At 75.1% G+C, this 25,740-nt stretch carries 18 protein-coding genes and 1 pseudogene; 4 read left to right on the forward strand and 15 right to left on the reverse strand.

Features of this window, described 5'->3' with window-relative positions:
* Positions 1-140: 140 nt before the first annotated feature.
* Complete coding sequence (locus ABZY13_RS16935; protein WP_356631320.1) at positions 141-1,598, reverse strand: FG-GAP-like repeat-containing protein; 1,458 nt, start codon at positions 1,596-1,598, stop codon at positions 141-143.
* A gap of 292 nt (positions 1,599-1,890) precedes the next feature.
* Positions 1,891-3,222: a DUF5933 domain-containing protein gene (locus tag ABZY13_RS16940; protein WP_356631438.1), complete on the reverse strand. Its 1,332-nt coding sequence runs from the start codon at positions 3,220-3,222 to the stop codon at positions 1,891-1,893.
* Positions 3,223-3,890: 668 nt separating this feature from the next.
* On the opposite strand from ABZY13_RS16940, the gene ABZY13_RS16945 reads away from it, so the two are divergent.
* Together ABZY13_RS16945 and ABZY13_RS16950 are read left to right on the forward strand one after the other, a co-directional pair.
* Positions 3,891-6,941: an FG-GAP-like repeat-containing protein gene (locus tag ABZY13_RS16945; protein WP_356631322.1), complete on the forward strand. Its 3,051-nt coding sequence runs from the start codon at positions 3,891-3,893 to the stop codon at positions 6,939-6,941.
* Between the two features lie 165 nt (positions 6,942-7,106).
* A pseudogene (locus ABZY13_RS16950) lies at positions 7,107-7,562 on the forward strand (MBL fold metallo-hydrolase); the annotation flags it as partial.
* Between the two features lie 40 nt (positions 7,563-7,602).
* Here the strand turns inward: ABZY13_RS16950 and ABZY13_RS16955 are convergent.
* The 4 genes from ABZY13_RS16955 to ABZY13_RS16970 all read right to left on the reverse strand — a co-directional run bounded on the left by ABZY13_RS16955 (position 7,603) and on the right by ABZY13_RS16970 (position 14,070).
* On the reverse strand, positions 7,603-10,281 hold the full coding sequence (locus ABZY13_RS16955; RefSeq protein ID WP_356631324.1) for an ABC transporter substrate-binding protein: 2,679 nt from the start codon (positions 10,279-10,281) through the stop codon (positions 7,603-7,605).
* A 403-nt stretch (positions 10,282-10,684) separates the two neighbouring features.
* The gene (locus ABZY13_RS16960; RefSeq protein WP_356631326.1) at positions 10,685-10,831 is read right to left on the reverse strand and encodes a hypothetical protein; all 147 of its coding nucleotides are present in this window, start codon (positions 10,829-10,831) and stop codon (positions 10,685-10,687) included.
* A 24-nt stretch (positions 10,832-10,855) separates the two neighbouring features.
* Positions 10,856-12,157, reverse strand: a complete 1,302-nt coding sequence (locus tag ABZY13_RS16965) for a diaminopimelate decarboxylase (protein ID WP_356631328.1) — start codon at positions 12,155-12,157, stop codon at positions 10,856-10,858.
* A 233-nt stretch (positions 12,158-12,390) separates the two neighbouring features.
* Complete coding sequence (locus ABZY13_RS16970) at positions 12,391-14,070, reverse strand: helix-turn-helix domain-containing protein (RefSeq protein WP_356631330.1); 1,680 nt, start codon at positions 14,068-14,070, stop codon at positions 12,391-12,393.
* A gap of 259 nt (positions 14,071-14,329) precedes the next feature.
* Here ABZY13_RS16970 and ABZY13_RS16975 point away from each other — a divergent pair, with 259 nt between their 5' ends.
* The gene (locus tag ABZY13_RS16975) at positions 14,330-14,617 is read left to right on the forward strand and encodes a DUF4190 domain-containing protein (RefSeq protein ID WP_356631332.1); all 288 of its coding nucleotides are present in this window, start codon (positions 14,330-14,332) and stop codon (positions 14,615-14,617) included.
* A 23-nt stretch (positions 14,618-14,640) separates the two neighbouring features.
* Positions 14,641-15,573, forward strand: a complete 933-nt coding sequence (locus ABZY13_RS16980) for a DUF72 domain-containing protein (RefSeq protein ID WP_356631334.1) — start codon at positions 14,641-14,643, stop codon at positions 15,571-15,573.
* On the opposite strand, the gene ABZY13_RS16985 is transcribed toward ABZY13_RS16980, so the two are convergent.
* The 9 genes from ABZY13_RS16985 to ABZY13_RS17025 form a co-directional block, all read right to left on the reverse strand.
* Positions 15,505-16,251, reverse strand: coding sequence for a zinc ribbon domain-containing protein (locus tag ABZY13_RS16985; RefSeq protein ID WP_356631336.1), 747 nt, complete (start codon positions 16,249-16,251; stop codon positions 15,505-15,507). The genes ABZY13_RS16980 and ABZY13_RS16985 overlap by 69 nt on opposite strands.
* Before the next feature lie 500 nt (positions 16,252-16,751).
* Positions 16,752-17,318, reverse strand: coding sequence for a phage tail protein (locus tag ABZY13_RS16990; RefSeq protein WP_356631338.1), 567 nt, complete (start codon positions 17,316-17,318; stop codon positions 16,752-16,754).
* A complete protein-coding gene (locus tag ABZY13_RS16995) occupies positions 17,315-19,288 on the reverse strand; it encodes a putative baseplate assembly protein (protein WP_356631340.1) in 1,974 nt (657 codons plus the stop codon). Before ABZY13_RS16995 ends, ABZY13_RS16990 begins: the two co-directional genes overlap by 4 nt.
* On the reverse strand, positions 19,288-19,710 hold the full coding sequence (locus tag ABZY13_RS17000; protein WP_356631342.1) for a GPW/gp25 family protein: 423 nt from the start codon (positions 19,708-19,710) through the stop codon (positions 19,288-19,290). Before ABZY13_RS17000 ends, ABZY13_RS16995 begins: the two co-directional genes overlap by 1 nt.
* Positions 19,710-20,027 carry a PAAR domain-containing protein gene (locus ABZY13_RS17005; RefSeq protein ID WP_356631344.1) on the reverse strand — a complete coding sequence of 106 codons (318 nt, stop codon included), beginning with the start codon at positions 20,025-20,027 and terminating at the stop codon, positions 19,710-19,712. Before ABZY13_RS17005 ends, ABZY13_RS17000 begins: the two co-directional genes overlap by 1 nt.
* Before the next feature lie 117 nt (positions 20,028-20,144).
* Positions 20,145-21,971, reverse strand: a complete 1,827-nt coding sequence (locus ABZY13_RS17010) for a VgrG-related protein (protein WP_356631346.1) — start codon at positions 21,969-21,971, stop codon at positions 20,145-20,147.
* Positions 21,968-22,690, reverse strand: a complete 723-nt coding sequence (locus ABZY13_RS17015) for a LysM peptidoglycan-binding domain-containing protein (RefSeq protein ID WP_356631348.1) — start codon at positions 22,688-22,690, stop codon at positions 21,968-21,970. The genes ABZY13_RS17010 and ABZY13_RS17015 overlap by 4 nt, the downstream gene beginning before the upstream one ends.
* A gap of 64 nt (positions 22,691-22,754) precedes the next feature.
* Complete coding sequence (locus ABZY13_RS17020) at positions 22,755-23,180, reverse strand: phage tail protein (RefSeq protein WP_356631350.1); 426 nt, start codon at positions 23,178-23,180, stop codon at positions 22,755-22,757.
* 88 nt (positions 23,181-23,268) lie between these two features.
* Positions 23,269-23,556 carry a hypothetical protein gene (locus tag ABZY13_RS17025; RefSeq protein WP_356631352.1) on the reverse strand — a complete coding sequence of 96 codons (288 nt, stop codon included), beginning with the start codon at positions 23,554-23,556 and terminating at the stop codon, positions 23,269-23,271.
* Positions 23,557-25,740: the final 2,184 nt, after the last annotated feature.

Here is a 25,740-nt window from a genome sequence, read left to right on the forward strand (position 1 = left end):
GCCTTCGGTCGCCCCGCTCCCCGATGCGTCGGCTTCTGCGTACAGGGCCGGCGCGTCCGGCGTCCGCCCGGCGGTGTGCGGGGAAGGGGCGGACCCGGGATTCTGTGGGTGCCGCCCCTTTCGGCCGTCCGTCCGTGTGCTCAGGAGCCCGACATGACGCGCCCGAAGACGGGGTCGTGGCCCGGCTTTCCGATGCCCACGGACGACGCGCCGAAGTTCACCGCACCGGTGGTCGTGACGCCCTTGGCGGAGCCGCGCAGGACCCAGACGGCGCCGTCGTCGCTGTTCTCGCCGGCCGCGCCCACCGACAGATCGGCGCGGCCGTCCCTGTTGTGGTCGGCGAGGTGGACGGCGCCGCCGAACAGGTCCGAGGACTCGTTGGCGCCCGGGACCCCCGAGGTGCCCTGGTTGAAGGACTGGGCGCCGGTGGCCGTCAGGCCGGAGGCGCCGCCGCGCAGCACCCAGACGTTGCCCGCGTGGCTCGCGGAGCCGATGGTCTCGAAGTTCGCGCCGACGGCGAGGTCCGGGTGGCCGTCGCCGTTGACGTCGCCAGCCGCGAGTGAGCCGCCGAACGAGTCGTCGGACTCGTCCGCTCCCGGTACACCCGCGGTGTCCTGGCTGAAGGCGGCGCTGCGGGTGGTGTCGACGCCCGCGGTACCGCCGTAGAACACCGTGACGTAGCCGCCCTCGGCCGTCTGGTCGAAGATGTCGAGGAAGTCGGTGCCGACGACCAGGTCGTCGTGCCCGTCGCGGTCGAAGTCGGCCGCGGTGAGCGCGCCCGCGTACCCGGGGCCCGCCTCGGTCTGGAAGACGGGCCCGGTCGGGGTGCCCCGGTGGACGAAGTTGCCCGTGGAGGATCCCACCACCACGTCGTCCACCCGGTCGTCGTCGAAGTCGCCGGCAGCCAGCTCGACGGCGCCCCTGGGATACGCGCCGGACTCGATCTTCGCGTCGAAGCGCAGCTTGCCGGCCGCGCCGCCGGACTTGGTGAAGCCGCCCTTGAAGATCCACACGTCCTTGCCGGTGGAACCGACGGCCAGGTCGGTCCTCCCGTCACCGGTGAAGTCGCCGACCGCGAGGGACTGGCCGAACCGGTCGTGGCCCGACGCGTTCGGGTCGCCGATCACCGTGCCGCCCGACAGGCCGGACGAGCCTCCCCACAGGATGGTGACCGAACCGCCGTCGGTGTCGCCGCCGACGTCCTCCAGCGGTGTGCCCACGACGAGATCGCCGTAGCCGTCCTTGTTGAGGTCACCGTGCGCGAGTTCGGTGCCGAAGCGGTCGGAGGTCTCCGAGGAGCCCGGCACGCCGGCGGATTCCTGCGAGGTGGTCTTGTGGCGCGCGGGGCTGATGCCGCCGGCCGAGCCGTAGGTGACGACCACGGCACCCGCCTTCGCCTTCCCGCCCGCGACGGCGCCGGGGGCGCCGATCGCCAGATCGCGGTAGCCGTCGCCGTTGAAGTCGTCGGCGAGGCCCGACGGGGCGGCACTCGCCCCGCCGGGCAGGGCGACGAGCAGGCCGCCGGCGAGGGCGACCGCGACGGCGGTGGCGCCGAGGACGGCGCGACGACGGGAGCGTTCGTGGTGGGACCGGGGCATGAGTTCCTCTCCAGGCATACGTACGAGCCAGGATTTGACCTCTGGGGAGCCCGAAAGGTTGTACGGGAAAGGAGAGTTCGCCGATACGGAGGTCGTACGGCGTCCGGCGGGCTCGGGCGGCACACGGCCGCAGGCGCCCAGCGGGCTCCCGCCCGGCCCGCTGTTCCGGGGCGACGGTGGACACCGCCCCGCACGCCGGGGACCGGGGCGGAGGCGGCGGACGGCCGGGCCTCGGGGAAGGCGTGTTGCGCAGGCCGGTGTCGAGGTGCGTTCCGTCGTCGCCGGTCTCCGCTCAGGCCGGCTCCGGCGCCGGTTCCGGCTCCCGTTCCGGTGCGCGCGCCGGCGCCCGGTCCCGGGACCAGGTCGCCGTCGTCCGTGCGTACGCGTAGATCACCGAGGCCATCGCCAACAGGAGCAGCGGGCCGGACAGCCACGGGTGTTCGGCCATCTGGACCGGCAGCCAGCGGTACGACGTCAGGAGGGCGGTGAACACCGTCGTGCCGTGGGCGACCAGCCGGATGCCCGCGCGGTCCCAACCCTGGTCGTGGGCGCGCAGGGCCGCCTCGATGGTGAGGGTGAAGACCACACCGGCGACCAGGTCCACGCCGTAGTGGTAGCCGAAGCCCAGCGTCGCGGCCAGGGTGGCGACCAGCCAGAACGTTCCCGCGTGGCGCAGTGCGCGCGGGCCCTTGCGGGTGTGGAGGAAGATGGCGACCGCCCATGCCGTGTGCAGGCTGGGCATGCAGTTGCGCGGGGTGATCCCGTCGAACGGCATCGGCTCCGGGGCGCCGATCGGCGGCAGCGTCCGCGGCCACAGGTCGGCCACGGCCCAGGGCGCGCTGGGCGGCATGTCCGGCGCCCACAGGCTGACCTCCGCCCAGTGGGCGGCGCCGGTGCCGTAGGCGAAGATCGGGCCGACCACCGGGAAGATCATGTAGAAGGCGGGGCCGATGAGGCCGATCACCAGGAACGTGCGGACCAGGTGATGGCGGGGGAAGCGGCGTTCGGCGGCCACCTTGCGCAGTTGGTAGAGGGCGGCGAGGACCGCGGCCACCGCGAGGTTGCCGTAGACGAAGTCGAGGAAGTTGAAGCCGACGGAGCCGCTCGCCGTCACGATCCGGCCGGCCAGCCACGACGGGTTGCCCAGGGCGTGGTCGGCGGTGGCCACGTACTGGTCGAGGACGCCGGGGCGGGTCTTGGAGGTGAGGAGCAGCCAGGTGTCGCCGGTCTTGCGGCCGGCCATCAGCAGGAGGCCGAGCCCCGCGCCCTTCAGCAGCAGGACGCGTTCGGGGCCCGCGCGGCGGGTGACCGCGACGACCGCGCAGCCGAGGATCGCCCACAGTGCCCCGTTGCCGAAGGGGTGGCCGCCGTGCGTCTCGATGCCGGCCGCCCACCGCACGGCGAGGAAGACGGTGTCGATGCCGAGGGCCGCCCCCAGGGCGATGAACCGCTGCCGCCAGGGGAGCACCACCAGCGTCAGCGCCAGGGCGGCGTAGAGCAGACCGGCCGACTTGGGGGCGTGGATCACCTCCCGCGCCTGGGTGGTGATCGGGCCCGGTGCGCCGTAGTGCCGTGCGGCGACCTCGAGCGCGACGAGGAACCCGAGGGTCACGACGGCGGCCAGGGACCAGAGGACGAACCGTGCGCGGCCGCCCGCGGGCCGGGCGGCCGCGGCGCCCTCGGGTATTCGCCGCGGGCGGGCAAGGTTCTGCGGTGGTATGTGTCTCAACTTCTGTCAGCTTCGTTCGGCGGTGAGGTGCTCAGGCGGGAAAGCGCGGGGTGGGGTGGGACGGGGCGGGCGTCGTCGCGCGGAACGGCCGCCTCGGACGGGTCAGTCGGGGTGTTCGGGCCGGCCCGGCCCAGGCGGACGGCGGCCGTCAGGTGGCGGACCCCATGCCGAAGACACCTCGTACCCCCCTGTTTCGCCCCCGCACGCCATCCGTGCCCCTGCAGTTTCCCCCGGAGCGGACGGCCGTGGTCGTCGGCGGTGCCCCCAGGTTCTCGCGCTGAGCGAAGCACAGCGCATCTGCGCAGGTCAATAACCATGCGGGTGCGTGCGGGTACGTCGGCGGCGGTGCCGTACCGGGGCGGGCGGGATCACGTCGACCCGACCAGCGTGTCAGGGACATGTACCCCACCTCGTGATCATGGACCCGTCCGACTGCTACGATCCGGCCACTTGGCCGGGGGGTGTCCGAACGCCATGTCCGTCCGCCGGTCACGACCTGCGGCTCGGCGGCGCGCACGCGCAAGCCTCTCCCTGCCTTCCGCCCCCGTCCCGGAGAGGTCCGCATGGGCAGACGTGTGCTCGTACGAGGCGCCACCGCCGCCGTCGTTTCCTTCTCGCTCGCCCTCGGGCTCGGCCCGCTGACGGCCGGCAGCGTGCACGCCGCCCCGGCCGCCGGGGAGGTGGTCGTGCCGGCGACCACGTCGGCGCTGCCCTCCACGAGCCTGCTGAGCGCGGGGCCCTCGGGCTTCCTCCGCTACGAGCAGGGGCGCGGTCACCTGTGGACGGGCTACGACGGTGTCGACACGGTCGTCGACCCGGACGGCTGGAACACGTACCGGTCCTTCGGCTCCGGCGCGGGCTCGGACGTCGTCGCCCGCCTCGACGGCTCCCGGAGGACCGTCACGCTGCGGAACATGAAGTCCGGCGAGGTCAACGAGGTCGCGCTGCCCGAGGGGCACTCCTACCTGAGCACTCTCGGCTCGACCGTCGTCACGAGCACGGGCACGTACCGGACCGGCACCACCTGGCATCTGCTGGACGTCCGGGACGACGGCTCCGTCGCCGTCCGCACGGTGGAGGGGGCGCCCGCCGGCGCCTACCTGTGGAACTCGACGCTGACCGACGCGGACGGACAGGTGGTGCGGTACGAGAAGGACGAGAAGACCTTCACCGCCTGGCTCGACGTCGAGCAGGGGCGCCTGATCACCCTGCCGTACAACGTGGAGCCCTGGTACAGCCAGGTCGCGCTCAGTGCCACGCACCTGGTGTGGTGGTACGACGGCGCCCTGAACATCGCCTCCCGCGACGACCTGACCGCCGCCCCCCGGAAGGTGCCCGCGGACCCCGGGTCGGTGCTCGGTCTGGTCGGCGACACCGTCCTCATGGCCCGGCACGAGCCCTCCCTGGGCTGGCACCAGGAGCACCTCCCGGTGTGGCGGGTCGACGCCGTGCCGCTGGACGGCTCCCCGTCCCGCACGGTCATGGCCAGGTCGTCCCACCACGCCATGGCCACTCCGGACGGCGGGCTCCTGGTGCCGGGCGGCCCCGACACGGACGGGTGGGGCGTGTCCCTCGTCGAGGCGGCCGAGGGCGGCGGGGTCACCGTGCGCCGGATCGCCGACGCGTACCCGCGGCAGGCCGTGCACACGGTGTCCCAGATGACGTACGACCAGGGGCGGCTGACCACCGTCGAGGAGGACCCCCTGGGCGAGATGACGTACCTCCACACCCGTGAGACCGGTCTGACCGGCGCCCCCTTCGTCGGGCCGCGCGCCAACCTCGGCCGGATCGCGGCGGTGGACTACACCGAGGGCCGCCCCCGCATCTTCCCCACCGGCGACGGACGCACCGTCATCTCCGGCTACGGCACCTCCGCCGCCGAGCAGCCCCGGCTCCTCGGCCCCGGCCAGTCCCTGCCCGGCACGCTGATCGACGGCTCCCGCACGTACCAGACCGTGGCCGCCGCCAGTGGCCGCTTCGCCGCCCTGACGGAGCCGTGGGACAGCGACGGCAAGGCGCTCACCCGCGTCGTCGACCTGGACAGCGGGCGAACGCTGTACACGACGACGGAGAACGTCGCGGCCATCTCGGGCACCACCCTCTGGGTGCGGTCCGGCGGCGGCTCCGTGACCGCCGTCGACCTGCTCACCGGGCAGGAGGTCGACTGGGTGTCGTTCGGGCGCGGCTGCCTGCTGGAGGGCTTCCAGGCCGTCGGCCGCTGGCTGCTGTGGCACTGCGTGCTCAACTCCGAGGGCCAGGGCGTCTACGACACGGTCACCGACCGGAACATCACGCTGGCCGACGGCGACAGCTGGGAGCAGGCGCGGCTCGGCGACGGCTTCGTGGCGACCGTCGAGGACAGCCGGCTCAAGGTGATCGACGTCCGCGGCGGGACGCCCGTGCCGCACTTCGCGGGGACGTTCGAGTGGGGCACCTGGGACGTCGACCCGTACACCGGCGTCATCGCCCAGCTGCGCTCCGACAACGGCGTCGTCCTGACCCCCAGCGGCGTCCCCGTCTCCCCGCTCGTCCAGCGCGACGCCACGGTCGCCGCGTCGGCCGACGTCAAGGGCGGGGCGGGGCGGTGGGCCCCTAAGTGGTGGCTGAACAAGGCGGCCGCCTCCTGGCAGCTCGTCGTCAGGCACAAGGCGACGGGCACGGTCGTGCGCACCCTGTCCGGCGGCCCGGTGCCCGGCGTGGTGGCCGCGTCGTGGAACGGGAAGGACACCGCCGGCCGGCTGGTCCGCAACGGGGCGTACACCTGGTCGCTCACCGTCGACCCGGCGGACGGGCAGGGCGCGGCCCTGACGAAGACGGGCACGGTGAAGGTCTCGGGCGCCGCGGCGGCCTGGCGTGACTTCGTCGCCTCGGACGGTTTCGGCGAGGTGCTGACGCTGAACGGCTCGGGCGGACTGACGTACCAGTACGGGTCCGGCAAGGGGACGTTCACGGGGAAGCGGACGGGCTCCGGGTGGCCCACGACGGTGAAGGCCGTGCCGTTCGGCGACCTGAACGGCGACCGGTGCAACGACGTGCTCGTGCGGTACAGCAGCGGGACCCTGCGCGCCTACCGGCCGGCGTGCGGCGCGGCGGTGACGCCGTCGACGCCGTACACGTCGCTGGGCACGGGCTGGGACCAGTACAACGTGCTCACCTCGCCGGGCGACGTCAGCGGCGACGGCCGCGCCGACCTGATCACCCGCAAGTCGTCCACCGGCGACGTCTACCTCCACAAGGCCACCAGCACCGGCAAGTTCGCGACCCGGGTGAAGATCGCCTCCGGCTGGACCGGCTACAAGAAGATCGTCGGCGCCGGCGACCTCAACGGCGACGGCCACGGCGACCTGCTCGCCCAGGACGGGTCCAACGAACTGTGGCGCTACGACGGCACCGGAACCGGCAGGTTCAAGAGCCGGGTGAAGGTCTTCAGCGACTGGGGGTCGTCGTACAACGTGCTGGTGGGCGTGGGCGACGTCACCGGGGACGGCAAGGGCGATCTGGTGGCCCGTGACACGTCCGGGGCGGTGTGGCGGGTCAACGGCAACGGCAAGGGGTCCTTCGGGAGCCGTACGCGGATCGCCACGGGGTGGCAGGGGTACAAGGGCGTTTTCTGAGCCCTCCGCCTCCCCTGCCGTCAGCAAGTGGACCTCCCCCTTTCCCGTCAGCCGTGGACCATCGACCACGGGCGCGGCGCCTCGTCCGGCGGCCTCGGGGCGCCCTCGCGTCCCGAGGCCGCCGTGCGGTCGCGGGTCGAAACCCCGGCCGCCGGCTCCGCGGAGAAGTGCTCCTGCTTCGTCCCGGGCACCCTGAACTCCCCGCCCGCGGAGCGTCCGAGGACCATCGAGGACCTGCCCGAGGGCGACACCCTCGTCTTCCAGGTGACCGTCGGCGCGGACGGCCCGTCGGCGTTCCTGACGGGGGCCGGCGACTTCTCCGAGCGGGCGGTGCGGGGCCTCGGTCCCGACCTCGCGACGATCGCCGTGCCGAACAGCACGTACACCCACCGCTGTGTGCCCCGGCTGCTCAGCGCGCTGGACCGTCCTCCCGTGGCCGTGCCCGTGCACCGGGACGACTTCGAGGTGGCCCTGAAGGGTTCGCCGCAGCCCGATCCGTCCATGGACGTGGCGGACTTCGTCGCCCGGATCGGGCAGGCGTCCCCGGACACGCGGGTCGTCGTCCCGGACTACCGCACGGTGTACGACGCCGCGATGCGGCCGGTGACGGAGGTGGGGTGACGGGGCGCACGGCGTGAAGCGGACGTTGCGCCACGGCCGTTCAGCCCGCGCACGGCTTGCCCTGCTTCTCGCTCGACTCCCCCTGGCGGTAGGCGCCGCAGACCAGGACGGCCTTCGGGTGGTTCCCGGACTGGCGCAGCAGGACGAGGGTCTTGTCGTCGGGCGGTGCGTTGGCGCCCTCGTAGGAGACGTACCCGGTGGCGCCGTTGAAGGCGACGCCGTTGCCGAGGACCAGCAGGACGGACTTGCGGTCGACCTCCGGGTCGGCCAGGCCGGCCTCGCGCACCGCCTCCGACAGGACGTGGAAGGCGTCGTACGAGACCGCGGAGTGGCCGTCCTGCTTCCAGGGGTCCGTCCCCGTGGTGGTGGTCTCCACATAGGCGACGTAGTCCTCGACGAACCTGTCGGTCCGGTCGCTGGCGTCGGGATGGTCGTCGGGCAGCCGGTGCGCGGAGTAGTACAGGCGCAGCCACTCCTTGTCGGCGAACGCGCCGGTCTGCGCCACGTTGGTCAGCTCGTTGCCGCCGAGCACCGTCACGTCGCGCTCGGTGCAGGTGCCCGCGGTGTCCATGGAGTTGATGAGCGCGGTGAAGTCCTTGGCGCGCGCCGACCAGAAGACCACCGACCGGGGCTTCTTCTCCAGCGCCTCGCACAGTGACGCCGCCAGCAGATCGGCGTCGGGCTGGGTCACCGCCCCGCTCACCGGGTCGGGGCTGAACTCGCCCTCCTGGTTGAAGTCGAACACCTGGTGTGTGCCGTCGAACTCGTCGACGAACCGCTGGGCGAGGCTGTGGCTGTAGAGGTCGGCGGAGCTTTCGATCACGATGGCGTGCTCGGCGGGGGTGCAGCGGTCCTCGTGTCCGCGCTCGGCCACGATGTGCCGCGTGTGCGCGAAGTCCGCCTGGATCCTGGCCTCACGGGAGTTGAACGGGGTGGAGGGCCAGTAGGTGCGTGCGGCGTCGCCGCCGAGCATCTCGTCGGCGGTCGCGGTGGTGCCGATCGTGGGGATGCCCGCCCGGCCCAGGACCTGGAGCGCCGCCTGGGTCTCCTTGCGGCTCTGCGCGTAGCCCAGCACGCCCACGATCCGCCGGGACGCCGGGAGGTTCCGTTCGTCCGCCATCTCCGCGACGAGCCGCTTCGCCTCGCGCTCGGCGTCGCGGAAGGCGACTCCGGCCTGGCGCACGTCCACGTGCAGGGGGATCAGGGAGTTGTTGGCCTCGGCGTCCTCGTTCAGCCTCTCCTGCCACATGGCGATGCCGCGCAGCTCCGGGATCGTCCCGTCGAAGCGGGTCTGCTCGTCGGTCCTCGGCCGGTCGGACACGAAGACGACGACCCTGCGCACCGTGCGGCCCTGGGCGGCGTAGTCCGCGACGCGCTCGTTCTGGACGCGGATGGTCTCCAGGGCCGCCTCGTACCAGTCGGTGGCCTTCACCGGTGTCGGTTCGGTGGGGGCCGACTCCGCCACGGAGCCGGTGCCGCCCAGGCAGTCGCGCGGCGGGGGGAAGAGGACGGGCGGGAGCAGCAGGCCTCCGGCGAGCAGGGCGAGCATGGCCACCCCGCTCGCGAGGGCGGCCGGGACGCGCCGGCCGAACCGGAACGTCCGCGGCGCGACGGGCAGGACGGGCACGCCGCGCGCGGCGAGGGCGGCCTCGGAGACGTCGACCAGGACGGCGGGCTCGCCCGGGCCGGCGTCGTCGGCGAGCCGCACGCTCGCCTCCGGGAAGGTGCTCTCCTGGGGGTCGCCCAGGTCCCGCAGCAGCGCCGCGGAGGGGACGCCCACGGCGACGACGAGCGGGCCCGGCGGACGGGCGGTGGCCCGGGCCAGGACCAGGGCGCGCAGGAACCGCTCCGCGGCGCGGGCGCCCGGCTCGCCCGGCGGGGGCAGCTCGACGAACAGGACCGGGCGGCCGGTTCTGCGGCGGCGGCCGGGCAGGAAGCGGCCTATCGCCGGCCGGCGCAGATCCTCCAGCAGCGCGCGCAGCACCAGCCGGTCGAACTCCTGGAGCGCGTCTTCGTGACCGGCGTCGTCCATGAGCTGGACGGCGCGCTCGGCGGCCACGTGGTCCAGCACGCGGAACAGGTTGTTGCTGCCCTGGGCCACCGGTTCGGCGCCGAGCCAGCCGCGCATGACCTTGCGGGAGACGCGGCGGGCCCATAACCAGCGCGGGAACAGCTGGACGAACGACAGCCAGCTGAGGCCGGCCAGGAAGCCGGCGAGCCCGTCGAGGGCGGGGCCCTCCATGCGGGTGAAGGCGAGCGGGCCGCCGCGTGCCGCCCGCTGTTCGCCGGCGTACGCCCGCAGTTGCGCTTCCTGGTCGGCGTTGGTCGCCCACTCGTCGGGGTGCGCCCTGATGTAGTCCACCAGGTCGCACATGACGTGGAAGTGCGGGAAGCGGTCGGGGGTCATGTGCTGCGGGGCGCTGCGGTACAGCTGCGTCCCCGCGCCGGCCGACAGCAGCCGGGCGTCGGCGTCCGCACCGGTGCCGGCCGGGAGGTGGGCGAACGGCACCCGCTGCCGCAGCGCTCCGGTCAGGGCGGCGACGACGCGGTCCACGCCGCCGCGGTACGACTCCTGCGGCACGCGTAACAGGAACAGTGGTGGACTGGTCGCCAGTTTCGCCCGGTTCTCGTACGCGGGGGCCACGGTGACCCTGAACTCCCGTACGAACTCGATCGCTTGATCGTTGGGGAATCTGGGGCCGTCGATCGGTGCGTTCATCTGCGCAACTCCCCCGCGGAAAAGGAGTTGAAGGATAGCGGCGTTGTGGCGGGCGTCACAACGGGGTCGTCCCGAACCGGGCAGGAGGCCGGGACCGGGATTGACGGCCCGGCCCGACCGACGGCCGGAGGCGGGACCGACCGACGGCCGAAACCTGGACCGACCGACGACGGGGACCGGACCGACCGACGGCCGAAACCTGGACCCACCGACGGCCGGGACCGGACCGACCGACGGCCGGGAACCTGGACCCACCGACGGCCGGGACCGGACCGACCGACGGCCGAGACCGGACCAACAGCCCGTCCCGGCCCGGGGCTTGGCTTGTGTGTCGCCCCGGGCTTCGGCGTCGTCCGGGGCCTCCGTTTCGCTGCGGGCCCCCGTCCCGCCCCAAGCTTCCGGCTCAGCGGGTCTGCAGCCACACCGCCAGCAGGCCCACCGCGGCCGTGCCCGCTCCGTAGCACGCGCCCCGGAGGAACTGATCGGCGGCGACACGGCGGCGGCGTGAGAGCCACCGGGCCGCGTCGCGCGTGACGCGTCGCACGTCCATGGCGTCGCACCTGCTTCCGTCGGCTCACCGGCCGGCGTACGCCGGGACCGGGTGGGGTGCCTGGGCGGGGCGGAGGAGGGTGAACGCGACCCGGCCCGCGGCGTCGACGCGGACGCCGTGCACGGCGGGCTCGGGCAGGCTGTTGTAGTGGAAGGGCGTCGAGAAGTAGTAGGCGCCCGTGTCCGGTACGACGATCAGGTCGCCGGCGTCGAGGAGGGGCAGGGCGCGGTCGCGGGCCAGCAGGTCCCCGGCGAAGCAGCAGGGACCGGCGACGTCCTGCGCGACGGGCGGGCCCTGCTTGGCGCGGCCCTCGGCGTCGTGGGCCTCGATGCGCAGCGGCCAGGCGTCGGGGGCGAACACCGTCCTGGTGGCGACCTGCGCACCGGCGTGGGTGATGGCGATGGGGCGCCCGCCGACGGTCTTGGTGTACTCGACGTACGCCGCCATGAATCCGTTCTTGGCCAGCACGGACCGGCCGAACTCGGTGACGACCTCGTACCTGCCGGAGAACAGGGCCGGCGCGTGCTCGCGCAGCTGCTCGACGTAGGCGTCGAAGCCGGGCGTCGTCTCGTCGTCGGCGAAGTTGACGGGCAGTCCGCCGCCGATGTCGATGCCGGTGACCTGGCGGCGGCCGAGGTGCGCGTTGATCTCCTCGGCGAGGTCGACGGCCTTCGCGATGCCGCGGGCGATCAGGTCGAGGGGGCAGCCCTGCGAGCCGACGTGCGTGTGGACCCAGGTGAGCCAGGGGCGGTCGCGGTACGCCTGGAGCAGCCGCCGCCGGTTGCCCTCGTCCTCCAGGGGGATGCCGAACTTGGAGGTGGCGGTCGCGGTGCTCATGGCGGAGATCGCACCGGCGCCGACCTGGGGGTTGACGCGCACGCCGATCCGCGAGTCGGAGGGGCGGGTGGCGAGGATGTCGTCGATGCGGTCGAGCTCCTGGAAGCTGTCGGCGTTCACCGCGACGCCGAGGCTCAGGGCGTGGACCAGTTCCGCGCGGGTCTTGGCCGGGGAGTCGAACACGATGTGCGCGGGCTCGAAGCCGGCCTCCAGCGCCTGGGCCAGCTCGCCGGCGCTGGCGACCTCGCAGCCCATGCCGTGCAGACGCACCTGCTCCAGCACGGGGACCAGGCAGTTCGCCTTGGCCGCGAACGCGTGCAGGACCCGCAGCGAGTCGGGGAAAGCGCCGCGCAGGGACGCGACGGTCGCCTCGACTCCGTCGAGGTCGACGAAGCCGGCCAGCAGGGCCGTCTCGGGGTCCAGGAGTCCCTGCCGTACGGCCGCCCGCAGAATCAGCTCGCGCCGGCCGGCCTTGTCGGAACCAGTCATCGTGCACTCTCCCTGAGTCGGGTTCTCACCGCCCACTGCTACCGCGGGCGGTGTCATCAGACTCGCGCCGAAGCGCCACGGGCGTCTTCGTCGGGAGGCCCGGTGTCGCGCCGCGCGCTTCTCGCCCCGGGGCGCGACCGCGGGCGTCGCACAGCCTCCGTCGTGCGCGGGCACGACGGAGGCGGCCGTTCATGGTGGCGGCGTCCGAGAGGGCCCTCTCCCGACTCGGAGGACTAGGCGTCGCCGCGGTCCAGAAGGCGCAGCTGGAGGTGGGCGAGGAGGCGGGCGTCGGGGTCGCGCAGGTCGAGGGCGGACACCTCGGTGAGGCGGGTGATCCGGTGCCGGAGGCTGTTGGCGTGGACGCCCAGGGCGCGGGCGGTGTTCGGGACGTTGCCGAAGTGGTCGAGGTACGCGCGCAGGGTCTCCACCATGGTGCCGCCGCCCGGTCCGGCGTCGTACGCCACCAGGCGGGCCACCGGCGTGTCCGGAGCGGGGTCCGGGCCGGGCAGCGCGTCGAGCATCTGGTGCAGGGCGATCGTCTCGGCCACCTCGCTCGCGAAGGCGACGGTGCGGTCCCCGCCCTTCGTGAGCAGCGCGCTCAGCGCCAGGTCGGCCGACCGGCGGGACTCGGGCAGGCCGGCCAGGCCGTCGGCCACCGTGCCCAGACCGATCCGCGTCTCGGGCCCGAACATGCGGGCCACCTGCTCGGCCAGCGCCTTGCCCAGCCGTGCCACCTGCTCGACGGCCCGTCCCGCGTCCCGGTGCAGCGCGCCGACGACGACCAGCGCCCCCTGGTCGACCGGCACCACGACCGGGGTGAGGCCGGACGAGCCGCAGCGCACCGCCAGCAGCGCGCACAGTCTGCCGCTGTCCTCGCCCTTGCAGGGGGCGCCGGCGCGCACCGCCAGCACGGCGCAGTGCCCCCGTACCGGGATTCCGGTGTGCTCGGCCACCGCTCCGGCGGAGCCGCGTCCGTCGAGCAGGGCCCGGGCCGCGTCCTCGACGAGCCGGGCGTGCGTGCGCCGGGAGCGGTGGTGGTGGAGCAGGTGCACGGCGGCCACCCGCGCCGCCGACCGCAGCGTGTCGGCGGCGTGCGACGGGAAGCCCTCTCCGCCCGCGGCGGCCACCCAGATCGAGCCCAGGTTCTCCCGGCCCGCCGTGACGGCCACGACGAGCCGCTCGGGGTTGTCGCCGTGCGCCGGCCGGTGGATGACGTCCCCCGAACTCCACAGCGCCTGGAAGAAACCGTCCTCCCGCATGGCGGCCACCCGCCACTGAGGCACCCGCCGGCCGAGGATCGTCAGCCGGCGCAGCTCGTCCACGTCCTCGCGCGTGGAGGAGTAGCCCAGCACCCGGGACTCCACGTCCTCGATCGTCACCGATCCGCCGACCAGCACGGCGATCGCGTCGGCCAGCCCGTTCAGGTCCCCCGGCGCGACGGCCGCCACCGCCGGGTCCGCGGGGACTCCGCACAGGACGAGACCGGCCCGCAGCGCGCCGATCAGCTCGGTCCACTCGCACCACGCCGTCCGGAACAGCACCGCCGCGCCGGCCTCCTCGGCCGCCGCCCGTAACGCGTCCGGGGACCGCCCCGGCCGGCTCCCCGACGCGTCCGGGGACGGCCCGGTCCGGCCCGGGCCGAAGACCACCGCGACGGCTCCCGACCCGGCGGCGTCGCGCACGGCGTCGACGGCGGCGGCCGACCGCGGATCGACGCCCACCGCCAACAGCACCTGCCCCCGCGCCGGCCGCGGCTCCAGCGGGTCGAGCACCGTGACGCCCTCGACCACGTCCCCGAGCCCTCGCGGCGCCGCGTACGTCTCCAGCGTCCCGGCCCCCATGACCGCCAGCAGTTTCTCCAGCGTCGGCCCCGCCGCGGCGTCCCCCTGCCCGCCCGCACCGTTCGGCACCATCCGGCCCCCCTCGCCCTTCGGCCCCCTTGCCCTGGCGCGTAGCGTAGCGGGGCGGGCGGGGGAAATGACCGCTGTATCCGGATACTGCTCATCATGCGTTTCCGCCATCGGCGGGCGGGCGTCAGGGCCCGTGCGCGTATCGGCACGGGGCGGCGGGGTACAAGAACCTTTGCCGACAGGGGACATGACCCCGCATCGAGTGGGAATCCGGGCAATCAAGTCAAAAGTGCGGATCACCATCGACAACCGGGAGTGTTCCATGACCAGTTACGGCGGTTCCCCTTCCGCGTCCTCCGGCTCGCGCACCAACGGCATGGCCGTCGCGAGCCTGTGCTGCGGCGTCGTCGGGCTGTTCTTCCTCAACATGGTGCTGGGCCCGCTGGCCATCGTCTTCGGTATGGTCGCCCGCCGTCAGGCGGGGGCCGGGAACGGCGCCGGCATGGCCAAGGCGGGCATCGTCCTCGGTGTCATCGACATCGTGCTCTGGCTGATCGTCCTGCTCGTCGCCGCGAACAACGGCGGGTTCGGCTGGTACCTGAACGGCTGACGCCTCCGGGTGACCGAGCCACCATGGGCGACATCCTCGTGGGGACGTGTTCGTGGACCGACCCGGCGCTCGTGCGCAGCGGGTGGTACCCCGCCGGGCGGCGGGACGCCGAGGGGCGGTTGCGGTACTACGGGGAGCGGTTCCCCGTGGTGGAGGTGGACGCCTCGTACTACGCCCTGCCGGGTGAGCGCAACAGCCGGTTGTGGGTGGAGCGCACGCCGGACGGGTTCGTGTTCGACGTGAAGGCGTTCTCGCTGCTCACCGGGCATCCGACGCGCAGCGCGGTGATGCCGGACGGGCTGCCCGCCGACGCGCGGGACCCGGGGGTGCTGGACGAGGTGTGGGCGCGGTTCGCCGCAGGGATCGAGCCCCTGCGGCGGGCCGGGCGGCTCGGGTGCGTGCTGTTCCAGTTCCCGCCGTGGTTGCGGCCCGGGGCGCGGGCGGAGGAGGTTCTGGCGGACACCGCACGGCGGTGCGAAGGATGGCCCCTCGCCGTCGAGTTCCGGCACTCCTCGTGGTGGCGCGAGGAACGGGCGCCGGCCACGCGGGCGTTGCTCGCGCGGTACGGGATGGCCGCCGTCGCCGTCGACATGCCGCAGGGGTTCGCGGCCTCCGTGCCGCCGGTCACCCCCGTCACCACGCCCCGGCTGTCCGTCGTGCGGTTCCACGGGCGCAGTGCCGCGTGGCAGCACGGGAACAAGGAGGAGCGGTACCGGCACGCGTACGGGGGGCACGAACTCGCCGAGTGGGTACCGCGGTTGCGCCACCTGGCCGGGCGGACCGGCCAGGTGCACGTCCTGTTCAACAACTGCTGCGGCCCGGCGTCCGTGCGGGCCGCCGAGGAGATGACACGGCTGCTCGGGTCCACCCCGCCCGCGACCGGCCGTTCAGGTGCGCTGGAAGAACTCCACCTCAGCGAGGGCCAGATGACGACCCGCGGTCAGACCGACGGGTGAACGCAGGACCAGCCGGATCGACTTCACGTCGCTGAAGCCGGTCCGGAACGGCTGCGGGCCCGGTTTGTCGCTGAGCGCGAGCTTCCTGGTGCGCTGCTCGCCGTCCGACGTCGTCACCACGAGGTCCATTTCGAGTGCGCGCGCCTGGCGGGCGTACTGCCGCGCGTTCTTGGACGGGCCGTTGGTGATGATCACGTCGACCAGCCGGAACGGCTTGCGGAAGGTGTACGTCACCGAGGCGCCCGGCGCGGGCGCGCCCCAGTAGCTGTTGGTCACCCCGTCCGTGGTCCTTCCCACCGGGTGCCCGGAGACCTCGGCGCTCGCCCGGCTGGTCGCCGGCGTCACGGGCCTGGGCTTGCCCAGCTTGTCCCGGGTGTCCTCGAACAGGGCCCGGCCGGCCGGCAGCAGCGCCACGCCGGCCGCGCACAGGGCGGCCACCGCCACGAGGATCACCACGAGACGGACCCCGCGGCCCGAACCCGCCCGCACCCGGCGGCGGAACGGCCACACGGTCCGCCACCACGGCAGCGGGGCGGGCTTCGGCGCGGGGTTCAGGGGCGCCGCGCAGCGCCGGCAGAAACGGCGGCCCGGCAGGTTGGGCACACCGCAGTCCGGGCAGGGCGCGCCGTCCGACTCCTCCGGGGCCAGCAGGGGCCGTACGACGGGACGCGGGGCCACCGGCCTGGCGGGGCGGACCGGCAGCACGGGGGGCGGGGACGAAGGCGGGGACGGGGACGAAGCCGGGGATGGGGATGGGGGTGGGGGCGCGGGTGCGGGGGTGGTTGCCGAGGTGTCGGGGTGGGGGTCGTCGCCGGGGGCGCCGCCGGTGGGACGGTGCCGGCGGTCGGGTGCGGCGGGTGCGGCGGGTGCGGCGGGTGCGGCGGGCGTACGGTCGGTGTCCGCGGCGGGCGCGGCGGCCGTCCTGCCGGTGTCGTCCGCGGCCGGCGCCGGGTTCGCCGCCTCGCCGTCACCGGGTCCGTGCCCCGTCGCCGTCGTCCGGGCCGCGGTCGTCGAAGCGGGTCCCGGTGACGGGTCGGGACCGGGCGACGTCCCGGGCCCCGGCGCCTCCGGGGACCCCGCCCCCGCGTCCGACCACCCCAGGTACGCGCCGCAGTTGCCGCAGAAATCGTCCGTGGCGCCGTTGGACGCCCCGCACGCGGGACACGCGCGCATCCGCGTCACCTTCCTTCGGGGGCGGGCGGGCCCGTGAGGATCTCCACCCGGCAGACGGTGTGCGCCGGGCACAGGGCCCGGACGATGTCGTGGACCCGGCCCGCGTCCGGCGCGTCCGCCCCGGGGTCCGGCCACACCCGGACGAGAGGTCCGGGAGGACTCTCCGGCGGCAGGCCGGCGCCGGGAGCGGCGGACCAGGCCGCGCCGCCGTCGCCGGTCACCTCGGCGTGCACGCCCAGTGCGAGCCGCAGGCCCTCGACCAGGCCGCGGCGCGTACCGCGCCACCGGTGCAGCTCCACCGCGCGCACGACCGCCTCGCGGCGCCGCTCCAGGGGCCGGCCGGGGTCGTCGGCGACGGCCACCCAGGACGCCAGCCAGGCCACGAAGTCCGGCGGGGCCACGCGGGGGTCGAGGTAGGCGGTCAGGTTGTCGAGGGTCGCGAAGACGGGGGCGAGGACGGTGTCGAGGCCGGCGGTGAACCGCTGCGCGAAGTCGTCGTCGGCGTAGAGGGCGGGCAGCTGCGCGCCGATGGGGTGGCGGCTCGGCAGGCCCGGTACCGCGGCGCGGCTCATCGGCCCTCCTCGGGTCCGAGGGCCGTGACGACCACCTGGTGCTGGTACGAGAAGACGAGCGCGCCCGCGGCCACGTCGACGCGGTCCGTCGGGGCGCCCCGACGGCCGGTGACCGGGTCGGCGGGGAACAGCCGGATGTCCTCGATCAGCGCGTCGCCGGTGGCACGTTGCAGCACGCCGAACACCTCCCCGTACTGCACGGCCCGCCCGAACGGCCAGCCGGTCCCGTCCGGGCCGCCGCGCAGCGGGTTGAGGTGCCGGAACAGCGCGTCGAGTGCCGCCTGGCGCACCCGGTCGGCGTCGGCCGGCGGGGCGGCGAGCCGGGCCACCACGGTGACGCCCTGGTAGACCGGCGGCTCCACCACCAGGCGGGTGCCGATCAGGCGGCGCTCGTCGAGACTCGCCGCGATCGCCGTCAGCACCTGGTCCGAGGGGATCAGCTGCTCGAAGCGGAGCCGGTCGTCGCCCTCGTCGGCCACCGCGTCCGGCACCACCAGGATGCGCACGGCGCCCGCGCCGCCGTCCGCGGCGGGCACACAGCGCACCCGGCGCACCGAGGGCGCCGCGCGGCGGGCGATGATCTCGTGGTCCTCGGCGGTGACCGCCCGCTCCTGCGTGCGCAGCGCCTCGGGCGCCCGCAGCTTGGCGTTGGCGACCGTCTCACCGGCGACGCCGCCGCGCGCCGCCTCCCGGTTGACCACCTGGGCGACGTACGGAACCGAGCTGCGCAGCACGGAGATCGCGCCGCGGGGCACGTTGCCCGCCGGGCCTCCGCCGGTGCGGTAACGGGCCACCCGCACGTGGGCGCCCTTCGGCGGCACGGCGCCGCAGTGCCGCAGCGTGCCGTCCGGCTCGCGCAGCACCGGCGGGAAGAGGAACTCGCCGGTGGTGGCGTCCACCCGGACGTGCCGGTCGTCGGGAGAGGAGCGGCCGAAGTGCTCCACGACCTCCCAGCGGACCCAGCCGTCGTCGGAGGACACCTCCACCACCGGGGGCTCGCCGTCGAGCAGGACGGGCGGGCGGCCGAGCCGGAACGTCTGCCCCGCCACACCCTCCGACACGCCGAGCGGCACATCGGTCACGGTCTCGGCGTGCTCCACGGACATCGTGCCGCCCACGGTGAACACCGCCGCCTCGCGGACGGTCGGGGACTCCGAGTAGAACGGCTGGCCCGGTTCCGGTTCGGTGACGCGGCAGCGCAGCCAGCCCGCCCGGGCGCCGCCGATCACCGACGCGGTGTGCCCGGCCGGCACGTACAGGACGACCTCGCCGGGCCGGTTGAGGCCGCCGGTGGTGTCCGTGCCGGTCTCGCACGGCCGCCAGCCGCCGCCGTCCCACGCCTCCCACGCCAGCGGCGGCTGGCGCGGGTCGACGCCGACGCCCTCCACGCGGCTGTCCAGGCGCACGGCGACCACGCAGCGCGGCACCGCCGTCGGCAGGCCGAACAGCAGCGCGTCGCCCGGCTGCGGGGCCGGCTGGAAGCAGCGCACGTCGCGGCCCTCGCCGAGCTCCCCGGTGCGGTCGGTCTGCTCGCCGGTCCGGGGCGCGGTCACCAGTCGGATCAACTCGCTGGGGACGATGCGCAGTTCGCCCGTGGTCGCGAACACGACGGCCTCGTCGCTCTCGTCGGTCTCACCGCGCGCGGTGGTCACCTCGGTGCCCGCGGGCAGCACCACCGTGTCGGGCTGCGGCGCCGACAGCCAGAAGTCGACGTCGGTACCGGCCGCGGCGGGCGGGAACAGGCCGATGCCCAGCAGGTCGAGGAACGCGGTGTAGTTCTTGTCCGGCACCCGGTTCAGCCGGTACAGCAACTGGTCCACCAGGTAGGCGAACGTCTCGATCAGGGTGACGCCGGGGTCGGAGACGTTGTGGTCGGTCCACTCCGGGGCGCGCTGCTGGACGTACCGCTTGGCCTCGTCGACGAGTTCCTGGAACCGCCGGTCGTCCAGGTTGGGCGAGGGCAGGGCCATCAGTCGGCGCCCCGTTCGCCGGGCGGCTCCTCGGAGGGGATCGTGTAGAAGGGGAAGACCAGGTTGCGCCGGTCGTTGGTGGAGCGCACGGTGTAGTGCACGTCGATGTAGAGGGTGCCGGCCTCGACCGCGTCGAAGGCGACCACCACGTCGTCCACCGTGATGCGCGGCTCCCACCGCTCCAGGGCCTCGCGCACCTGCCGTCCGACCCGTCCCGCGGTGGCGCCGTCGCCGGGGGCGAAGACGTGGTCGTGGATGCCGCAGCCGAACTCGGGGCGCATCGGGCGCTCGCCGGGCGCGGTGCCGAGCACCAGCCGGATCGCCTCCTCGATCTCCTGCTCCCGTTCGGCCATCGCGATCCCGCCGGTCGGCCCGACCCGCAGCGGGAACGCCCAGCCGCGCCCGATGAACCGCTCGCTCATCACACACCGCCGATCAGGACGTTCGGGGCGCCGGTCAGGATCATCGCGCCGCACGTCGTCCGGTCGCGCGCCCGCGCCGCCGGCACGCCGCCGATCAGGACGGCGCCGGATGCGGCGGCGGCGGGGTTGGGCAGGACGACGTTGCCCGGCCCCAGGAGTGCGTGCGGCGGCGTCGCGCAGGCGTGCACACTGCCGACGACGGCGGCGGGCCGGCCGCCGATCAGCACACGCGCCACCGCGGCGGCCGCGGCGGGCGGCGGGGTGGCGATCACACCGCCGTGGTCGGTCGGGTCACCGGTACGGGCTGCGGCCGGCATGGGGTGCTCCTCTTTCCTGGTTCCTCGGGCGTCACGGCTGTGACTCTTCCTGTTCCTCGGGCGTCGGTGACTCTTCTCGGTCCCTCGGGCGTCGGTCGACCCGGACGCCCCCGGGTGTCAGTTGATCCGGACGAGGCGGGCCTTGAGGACGCCCAGCAGGCCGCCGTCGACCGTGACGCCGGTGCGGCCGGTGACCTCCACCGAACGGCCGCCGATCCGGACCCCGGCCGTGCCGTCGATGTCCACCTGCCGGCCCTTGACGCTCACGTCGCCCGCCCCCGCGTCCAGCGTGATCCCGTTCCTGTCGAGCTGGACGGAGGTGAGCGGTCTGCCGCGCCCGGCGTACACCGTCAGCTCGATCCGGCCGAGCCGGTCGTCGAGCCGTACCTCGAGCCGCTCGTCCCCGGTGACGAGCCGCAGTCCGGAGGGGCCCGGCGCCCGCGCGTCCAGCAGCTCCACCCGGTGTCCCGAACGGGACGCCACCGAGCGGCGGTTCACCCTGCCGCTGGTCCTGTCGATCAGCGGCACGTCGTGGGGGGAGGGCCGGTCCACGCCGTTGTAGAGACCGCCGATGACGTACGGGCTGTCCAGCAGCCCCTGTTCGAACCCGACCAGGACCTCGTCGTTGACCTCGGGGCTGATCACGCCCCCGCCGCCCTTGCCGCCCCACTGGACGGTGCGCACCCAGTCGGTGACGTACGTGTCGTCCAGCCAGGGGAACCTCAGCCGCACCGCGCCGCGTTCGGCGCCGGCCGGCTCGCGCACGTCCGTCACCACGCCGATCGCCAGTCCCGGCATGCGCGGGCCGCGGGCGGGCGCGTTGGCGCCGGTCACCAGCCCGGTGAGGGAGCGGTCGGGGCTGGCGCTCACCCACACGGTCGTGCGGTAGCCGCCGTGCGGCTCCAGGACGTGCTGCACCGCCGTCGCCGTGTACTTGCCCGAGAACGCCCGGCCCACGTTGCCGAGCGTCACGGGCAGGCCGGCCCGCAGCCGGGGGTTGCCCTCGGCCGTCGCCTCCAGCTCCGCGAAACCCGCGGCGACCTGGCCGGCGACCGCGCCCGCCGCCGCGGTCGTCTCGGCCTGTGTGCGGTACGGGGTGTCCGTGACGGTCACCTTGGCTGCCTTGCCGAACCGGGCGGCGGCCGTGGCCGGGCTGAGCCCCGGCAGCACGGTGTCGGCGTTCACCGACGGGTGCCGGGCCACCAGCGGCCGCTTCGTGGTGACGTCCCAGCCGCGCACCTCCACCGACGACGCCCCGTCCGCGGCCGACAGCGAGGCCCGCAGCGACAGCAGGTTCCGCCCGTACTCCAGCACCATCGGGTCGCGGGCCGCGGTGGTCGACGGCGCGGGCGCGCCGGACGCCTTCCGCGGCCGGGTGAACTGGAGCAGCCCCTTGTCGTCGACGCGCACCTGCGCGCCGCTCTCGCCCGCGAGGAACTGCAGGAAGTCCCAGTCGGACACGTTCGCCTGCGACAGCTGCCGGTAGGTGACCGGCGCGGCCTGCACGGTCCCGCAGGCCAGCCCGGCCCCGGCGGCGACCTTGCGCACGATCGCCGCCGCCGTCATGTTCCGGTACGCCACCACCTTCCGGCCCCGCTGGAGGCGGTGCGCCTTGGAATAGGCGCGCACCACCGTGAACGAGCCGGTGCCGTCCCGGTCCAGTTCCAGCGCCGTCACCTCACCGCTGAACAGCCGCTCGCGCGCCCGCCCGTTCACGGTGACGACCGACACCCGCAGCGGGGTGCCGATCGTGATGCCGGTCGCCTGGAGGAACTCGTGGTCGGGGTCGCGGAAGGACAGCACCGCGGCGTCCGGCAGCCCCACGTTCTCGTCGACCACGCAGCTCACCAGCTGGGCGGCCCACACCGGCGGCAGTTCGGCGGGCGTCTCCACGATCGGGTCCGCCGCGAACGAGCGGGCTCCCCGCGACTCGGCCTTGGTCACCGTTCCTCCTCCCCGCCGGCGTCCCGCAGCCCCGGCACCACCAGTTCGGCGCCGGGTTCGAGCACCATCGGGTCGTCGATTCCGTTCGCCTCCGCGATGGCCCGCCAGGCGGTCGCGTCGCCGTACTCCCGCCAGGCCAGCAGGGCCAGGCTGTCGCCCGCGACGACGGTGTGCGTGCTGCGGCCGGTGCGCGCGCCGGACGTCGGGTTCTGGCCCGGCGGGTCGACGCTCGCCTCCTCGATCGACAGGGCGCAGGTGGCCCGCAGCGGCCTGCCGTCCACGTCGAACAGCGTGTACGTCACGGACAGGCTCGACAGCACCCCGTCGAACGACGTGGTCCGCGCGGTGCCCCACTCGAAGCGCACCCAGGGGCTGGCCGGCTTCTTGCGGCCCAGGCTGGCCGGCGTCGGCACACACGCCTTCATCAGCTTCTCCACCGCCCGTTCCACGGAGTCGTCGTGGGTGGCGGTGGCGTCCAGGAACACCTCCAGGCTCAGCGCGCGCGGGCCGCTGCCGACGAACTCGGGCAGCGCCGACTCCGCCGCGTTCCGGGACGGGGTGCGCCGCCACTCGGTGGTCTTGCGCAGCTCCAGGGTGGCCGGGTTGAACTGGAGGTCGAGCCGCGCGATCGTGCCGCCGGGCTTCGCGCCGACCGAGGCGGGCGGCTCCTTCAGGGTCAGCTGGGCCCTGGCCCGACTGGCGCGGACCGCTGGGGACATGCGGAACCTCCTTCCGGGTGTGCGGGGTTCGGGATCGGGGAGAGGCGCGTCGGCCGCGTGGGGGTCAGACCGGCCGCAGTCCCTCGTGGGCGATCTCCAGGGTCTCCACCGCCGCCTGCGAGGTGGCGGGGTCAAAGGACGGGCCCTGCCAGCGCACGGGGACGATCCCGAACACCTGCCAGCTGATGATCCGGGTCAGGTCCGGTTTCAGCGCCACGATCTCGCCGTCCTTGGGCTCGACCCGTCGCAGCGTCTCGTCCAGCCAGCGGCCGATCTTCGCCGTGTCGGCGGTGACCGGCCGGGTGAGCGTGATGTTCGACCAGGTGACCCGCCCCGGCAGCTGCCAGGCGAAGCCGTTGTTGCCGCCCTCGGCGTAACTCTCGATCTCGACCTCGGCGCCCATGCCGGAGCAGGTGTGGAAGGCGCCCAGGTCGTTGCCGCCGATCGCGAGCCGGAAGAACACGCTCGTGGCGAAGATGCTGTCGGTCATCGGTGCGTCATCCGTCCGTCGTCGTCCGTCCCGTGCCCTCGTCCCATGCCCTCTCCCGTGCCGTCGTCCATTGCCTCGTCCATGGCCCTCAGCGGCGTCCGTCGTAGGGGCGTCCGGTGCGTTCCCGGCCGCGCCGCAGCTCGGCGCGGAGCAACCGGGCCACCGGGTCGAGCAGCCGGCGCGCCAGGTCGTCGAGGTCGAGACCGGGGCCGAGAGCGGGGTCCGGTGGCGGGGCGGCGCCCTTGCCGGGGGAAGGGGCCGGCCGGGCGCGGGGTGCGGAGGCCGCGTGGGGTACTGCTGTGGGTGCGGCGTGCCCGCGGCGGGGCGCGTCGCGCGGGACCGGCGCCGCCGGCTTGCCGGGGGCTTGTCTGCCCACGGCGGGCGCCTGCTCGGCCCTCGCCGCCCGCTGGACCACGGGGGCGGTGAACGCCTGGGCCGGGGCTGTGGGCGGGTGCGGGTGCGCGTGAGGGGTGGTCGTGGGCGGCGGGGAGCCGGGCGGTACGGGGGTGAGAGCCGGGCGGGTTGCGTCGCCGCGGGGCGGTGCGGGGCGGACCACGGGGGTGGGTGCGAGGGCCGTCCGGGTGGGCGGGCGGGCCTTGTCCCGCGCGGGCCGCATCGCGGGCGGGCCGCTGTCCGCTCCGGTGGATGGTGCGATCGCCGGCAGGGGGCGGGCCGGTACGCCGGTGGGCGCGGGGGCCGTCGCCGAGGTGTCCGCGCGCGGCGGGGCGGGCCGGACGACGGGCGCGGTGCCCGCTCCGGCAGGGGTGCTCGCCGGGCGGGGCCGGGTCCGTCCGGCGGTGGGTGCGGGGGCCGCGGCGGGCGGCGGCGCCGGCCGGGTCGCGGCGGGCGGGGCAGCGGCCCGCTGGACCGCGGTCGCCGTCGCCGTCGGTGGGGCGGATTGAGGTGGGCCGTGGTGCGCGGGTGCCGCCGGAGAGGTCCCGGGTCCGGGGACGGCTCCGGAACGGGGGGCGGTCCCGGGTCCGTGCGCCGTGTCCGCAGCGGGTGCGGCGGGCCAACGTGCCGCCACGACCGGAGGACGTCCGCCGGCGGGGGTCGTGGGAGCGCCTTCGGGCGGCCGGGTGTTCAGGACGAGCGGGCGGGCGGCGATCAGCGGGAGCGTGCGGGGCGGGGTGGGAGCGCGCCGGATACCCGGAGTGCCGGCGGTGCTCGGGGCGCGAGTGGGCCGAACGCCCTGGGCACCGGCAGGACTCGTGGCGGGAGCAGGCCGGACGCCCGGAGCACCGGCAGGACTCGACGCCGCTTCGGTCGCGGCACGCTGGAGGACGGCCGGCGTCAGAGGGGTGGGGCGATGAGGCGGCTGCTGTCCGCCGGCGCGTCGGGCGTTTGCGTCCTCGCCCGTCGGCTTCACGACGGCTTCCGGCGTCACCGGGCGGGTCACCGGGCGCGCGTCCGGCGGCCAGGCACTGGCGGGAGCCGCCTCCGCCGGGCCCGGTTCCGCGGCGCCCCCGGCGGGAGGCCGATCCGCGAGGCTGCGCCGGACGTCGGACGCCCCCAGCAGCGGCGCGGCGGGCGTCCGGCCGGGAGACGGGGCGGGCGGCGGTGCGGGAGCGCGCCGGGCGTCCGTGCTCGGCCCGGTGTCGCCGGGTACGTCCGCGGTCGGGGGCAGCGCCGGAAGGGGTGCGCCCAGACCGCTGCGTGTGCGAGGTCCGGGTCGGCCGGGGGTCGTCGCCGGTGCGGCGGGGCTCTCCGCCCGACGCTGGACGACGGGCAGCGCCGGGCCGGTGGCGGGAGGGGTCGGCTTCGGCGCCGGCACGGCGGTGGAGGGGAGTTCGTTCAGCGGGGCGCCGAGCGGGGCGCGGCTCGCCGGGCGGGCGGCGGCGCGCCGTGCGGGCGTGGCGGCGCGCTGTGAGGAGGCGGCGGACTCCCCGGTCCCGGCAGCCGGCGCCGTCGTGGTGACGGGGGGCGGGACCGCGGGGAGGCGGCGCGAGGGCCGGTCCGGGCGCGGGGCGGCGGCCGGCGAGGGCCCCACCGGGCGGGGCCGGACGACCGGCGGGGCGGCGGCGGACGCTCCTGCCGCGTCGGCCGTGGCGCGCCGGCCGACGGGATGGGCGGGCGCAGCCGGCGACCGGGAGGCTCGCCCGGAGTCCGGTCCGTGCCCACCGGGGATCACCGCCACCCGCCGTACGGGCACAAGGCGCGGGGCAGCGGGCCACCGACCGTGGTCGGCGGGGCTCACGACCGGCCCGGCGCCCGGCTGCGCGGCCCGTTGGACGGGAGGGAGCGACGGGGAGAGCACGGCGGGGGATGCGGCGGACGCGAGTCCACGGGTCCGGGGAGTGCCGTCCGCCTCGGCCGGAGTCCCGGAGTCACCGGAGGCGTCACGCGACGAGGGGGCCGCCCGACGAGACGCCTGCACGGCGTCCCCTGTCGCCGTTCCGGCGGCACGCTCCGCCACCGGCCCCGGCCCGGAATCCCGGCCCGCCGCACCGCGGCCACCGGAGGCCCCGGAGCCGGAGGCACCCGGCGAAGACGCGGCCGCCCGGTGGGAACCCCGCACGGCGTCCGGCGCGCCACCCCGCCCCGCAGCGGACCCAGCTCC

Origin of the sequence: Streptomyces sp. NPDC006610, assembly GCF_040611575.1 — a bacterium.
Lineage (GTDB): Bacteria > Actinomycetota > Actinomycetes > Streptomycetales > Streptomycetaceae > Streptomyces.